The sequence below is a fragment of the Planktothrix sp. FACHB-1355 genome, assembly GCF_014748295.1.
Taxonomy (GTDB): Bacteria; Cyanobacteriota; Cyanobacteriia; order Cyanobacteriales; family Aerosakkonemataceae; genus Aerosakkonema; species Aerosakkonema funiforme_A.
Genome location: NZ_JACJUP010000620.1, coordinates 1 through 4,021 on the forward strand (window position 1 = coordinate 1; position 4,021 = coordinate 4,021).

At 46.0% G+C, this 4,021-nt stretch carries 5 protein-coding genes; all 5 read left to right on the plus strand.

Going from position 1 to position 4,021, the window contains the following annotated elements:
• On the plus strand, window positions 1–1,331 hold a 1,331-nt coding region (locus H6S82_RS21755), incomplete at its 5' end, for a PAS domain-containing sensor histidine kinase (RefSeq protein WP_191056691.1).
• A gap of 288 nt (window positions 1,332–1,619) precedes the next feature.
• Window positions 1,620–2,366, plus strand: coding sequence for an energy-coupling factor ABC transporter permease (locus H6S82_RS21760; RefSeq protein WP_190465015.1), 747 nt, complete (start codon window positions 1,620–1,622; stop codon window positions 2,364–2,366).
• Window positions 2,367–2,454: 88 nt separating this feature from the next.
• Complete coding sequence (locus H6S82_RS21765; RefSeq protein ID WP_190465014.1) at window positions 2,455–2,838, plus strand: PDGLE domain-containing protein; 384 nt, start codon at window positions 2,455–2,457, stop codon at window positions 2,836–2,838.
• 40 nt (window positions 2,839–2,878) lie between these two features.
• Window positions 2,879–3,658: a cobalt ECF transporter T component CbiQ gene (cbiQ, locus tag H6S82_RS21770; RefSeq protein ID WP_190465013.1), complete on the plus strand. Its 780-nt coding sequence runs from the start codon at window positions 2,879–2,881 to the stop codon at window positions 3,656–3,658.
• Window positions 3,659–3,840: 182 nt separating this feature from the next.
• Window positions 3,841–4,021: ATP-binding cassette domain-containing protein (locus tag H6S82_RS21775; RefSeq protein WP_191056692.1), on the plus strand; the 181-nt coding region annotated here is incomplete at its 3' end.

Here is a 4,021-nt window from a genome sequence, read left to right on the forward strand (position 1 = left end):
AAATTCGCAAGCTAAATGCCGATCTCGAACAAAGAGTAATCGAACGAACTGCCCAACTAGAAGCGGCAAATCAGCTTAAACATGAATTGCTCGTGCGCGAACAGATAGCCCGAACTCAAGCGCAAGCAAGCGAACAGCGTTTTCGCTTTCTCGCGGAAATTATGCCCCAACTTGTATGGACTGCCCGTCCGGATGGCGGATTGGATTACGTCAATCAGCGCACAGTTGATTATTTTGTCGTTTGTGCGGCAGAAATATTGGAATGGGGATGGCAGAATATGCTGTATCCAGATGATTTGCCACTCGCTGGGGAGCGCTGGCAAAAATCTCTCCAAACAGGTGAGCCTTACGAAATAGAATTTCGTTTGCTGCGGGGTAGCGACAAAACTTATCGCTGGCATTTGGTGCGTGCATTACCCCTACAAGATCGAGAGAATAAGATTGTCAGTTGGTTTGGAACTTGTACGGATATCGACGATCGAAAACAGGCAGAGGAAATACTGCGGCAACAAGCGGAAGCATTAGAGCAAGCTAACCGCATGAAAGATGAATTCCTCGCGGTAGTATCCCATGAGTTGCGTACTCCTCTTAATTCCGTACTGGGATGGGCTCAGCTGCTTCGGGCTCGCAAGTTTGACGAGCCTACTACCGATCGCGCCTTGGAAACGATCGAGCGCAACGCCAAGTTACAGGCACAATTAATCGATGATATTCTCGATATCTCCCGCATTATTAGAGGCAAGCTGCGTCTTTCTATGCGCCCGGTTGACCTTGTATCTGTTATAGCGGCGGCGATCGATTCTGTCGTGCCGACAGCCGCAGCTAAAAAGATACAACTTGAGTCTAAACTTGATGCGGTCGGTTTGGTTTTGGTTGATGCCGATCGCTTGCAGCAAGTTGTTTGGAATCTTGTTTGCAACGCCATCAAGTTTACTCCCTCTGGCGGACGTGTTGAAGTGCGATTGCAGCAATTGCAGATTTCAAATTTAAAATTGCAAATTGAAGATGAAAATTTTGCTTTCAATCTGCAATCGGAAATTTCAAATCTGAAATTAAATCAATGTGAAATTTCCTATGCCCAAATTACAGTAAAGGATACCGGTAAGGGCATCAGTCCCGATTTTCTTCCCTATGTGTTCGATCGCTTTCGCCAAGCCGATAGCTCAATTACGAGAACTTATGGCGGATTGGGACTGGGATTGGCGATCGTGCGTCATTTGGTGGAACTCCACGGTGGTACTGTCTGTGCAGCTAGCGATGGCGAAGGAAAGGGCGCGACTTTCATCGTGAGGTTGCCTCTCTGGCAAGAAAGCCGGAGAGAAGAAATTTGATATTTACATACCTGGTTCGGTTGTATTGCGATCGTCTGTGCCCCTCAGACAGAGGGCAGTTTGAGGAGCAGAGGGAAAAGAAACAACCAGTTTATGCAAATTCAACTATTAACCGATCCCGCAAAAAATCTATCTAATGGTGTATTTATAGCGATAGTTGTCGATTATTAGCTAAATAATAAATTTATCCTTAAGATACCCCCCTGTAGCATTGCATTTTTTAGGCAATACAGGTTTTATTAAAGGGTTACACCTCAGAAAACTGCCTTTAAGGGACGCTTGTTGATTATGGTGACATTCCTGTTACCGAATATTTCTTTCTCAAGCTGGGTGCGCTGGGTAATACAGCCGCAGCTAGCATTGCATATTCCAGATGGCTTCTTGAACCTGCCAGTTAGCTTAGTAACGTGGGTACTGGCGATCGCGCTGATCGCACTCGCTCTCAACCGCGTACAGGAAGACTACAAGGAACGAGCAGTCCCCCTGATGGGTGTTTGCGGAGCATTTATTTTTGCTGCCCAAATGATTAATTTTCCCATTCCGGGAGGTACATCCGGTCACTTGCTAGGTGGAACGCTAGCTGGAGTTTTACTCGGCCCGTGGGCTGGTTCTTTGGTAATGGCGGCAGTCTTCATTGTACAGGCTGTTTTGTTTCAGGATGGCGGTCTGACAGTCCTGGGAGCCAACATTACCAATATGGGATTAATTGGCACATTTGCCGGTTACTATCTATACAAAATAATTCGGGTTTCACTAGGCCGAAATACTTGGCGAGGAATGTTAGCTGGCACGGTAGTATCTGCTTGGACAAGCGTGTTTGTAGCTGCAATTTTGACTGCTGTGCAATTAGCTTTATCAGGCACAGTTCCGTTGGGAGTAGCTATATCGGCAATGGCTTTTTGGCACGTATTGATTGGCATTGGTGAAGCAATTATTACTGCGATCGCAGTTAGTTTTGTTTGGAAGAGTCGGCCCGATTTGTTCTTTGACCCACCTCGATTAGGTCGAAGAGAGGGCGTCGGGGCTAGGGGCTAGGGGCTAGGGGGTAGAGGGAAAAGGGAAAGAGGGGAGAGGGAAAAGGGGAAGAGTTTTCATGATGCTTATTGATGTAGGATGAAAGTTTATGAGTAGTAACATCGATCGCGATCGCAACCGCGCTTTTGTCATCGCTGGTTTGGGAGTAGCGCTGCTGATTGCAATTTTCGTCTCTCCATTCGCCAGCTCAGATCCAGATGGATTAGACCGAGTTTCTCAGGAGCTCAAATTTGAGGATAAAGCAATTGAAGAGGCACCAGCCAAAAAATTACCCTTTTACGCTATTTTTGAAGAATACGCTCTCCGAGGTGTACCCGAACAAGTTGCCACTCCCCTGGCAGGTTTGGTAGGAACATTAACTACATTTGGTTTAGCTTGGGGTATTGGCAAATTGGTAGTTCGCAATTCCGCTGCATCTTTGCCAAACGATACAACTCCCCACCCAGATAAAGTCGATCGATCCTTGGATTAAAAAATCCCAAATCCTCTCATCCAAAATTCAAAATTCTTAGATGCTGCTGCACGTCAATGTCTTTCAACTAGATATCGATAGCAAACACGATACTTGGTGGCATTCATTAGCACCGCGTACTCGCATACTTTGTACCCTGCTAATTGTATTTGCCATTGCCTTAACACCAAACGGACGTTGGTGGACTTGGGCAATTTATGGAGTAGCTGTGTTGAGCTTTATTTTACTCAGTCGCGTAACTTTACCTGTGCTGCTGAAGCGAATCGCAATTGAATTTGCTTTTATCGGTGTCGTGCTGCTGGGTACTTTGTTTCGCGACGGCGGTCAAACTATTTGGTCTTGGGGGCCACTAAAAATTACCACAGCGGGATTGATTGTTTTGGGTAGCGTAACGAGTAAGGCATTGCTATCCCTGGTAATGCTCAATTTGCTAACTCTAACTACTTCCATTCCCGCGTTGTTGAATGCCTTAGTAGCATTGCGAGTACCACCGCTCCTAGTGGCAATTTTGGCATCAATGTATCGCTACATAAGCGTTTTAATTGGCGAATTTAATGCCATGCGTCGGGCAGCAGCGTCTCGCAATTTGATGGGCAAAAACCGCTGGCAACGTTTAGTAATTGGCAACATGATGGGGTCGCTATTTATTCGCACTTACGATCGCGGAGAGCGAGTTTATCAGGCTATGCTGGCGCGGGGTTATCAGGGAGTACCCCCTGTCGAAAATGTTCCGCCTGGTGGACGACACGATATTGTAGCTATAACTTTAACATTTATTTGGGCACTGCTGGGACAAGCGATTTATTTGCGTTGGCAGTAGCAATGTATAGCTAGGGACTAGGGGCTAGGGGCTAGGGGTTAGGGAACAGGAAGTAGGGAAAAGGGTTACGCAGTAAGGGATGGAAGGTGAGAGGTAAGAATTGGATCTGTCCTAACCGACGAGGGCGGTTGCTATAAAATCTAAAATCCAAAATCCAAAATCCAAAATCTAAATTCGTTTCGATGCACCACAATCCGATCTCAATTGAAAATCTTAGTTATACTTACCCTGATGGAACTCATGCTCTCAGGAATATCAATTTGTTTATTCGCGCCAATGAAAGAGTGGCGTTAATTGGGGCTAATGGTTCGGGAAAATCTACATTGCAGTTACATTTGAACGGGATTATTCTGCCCCAAGAAG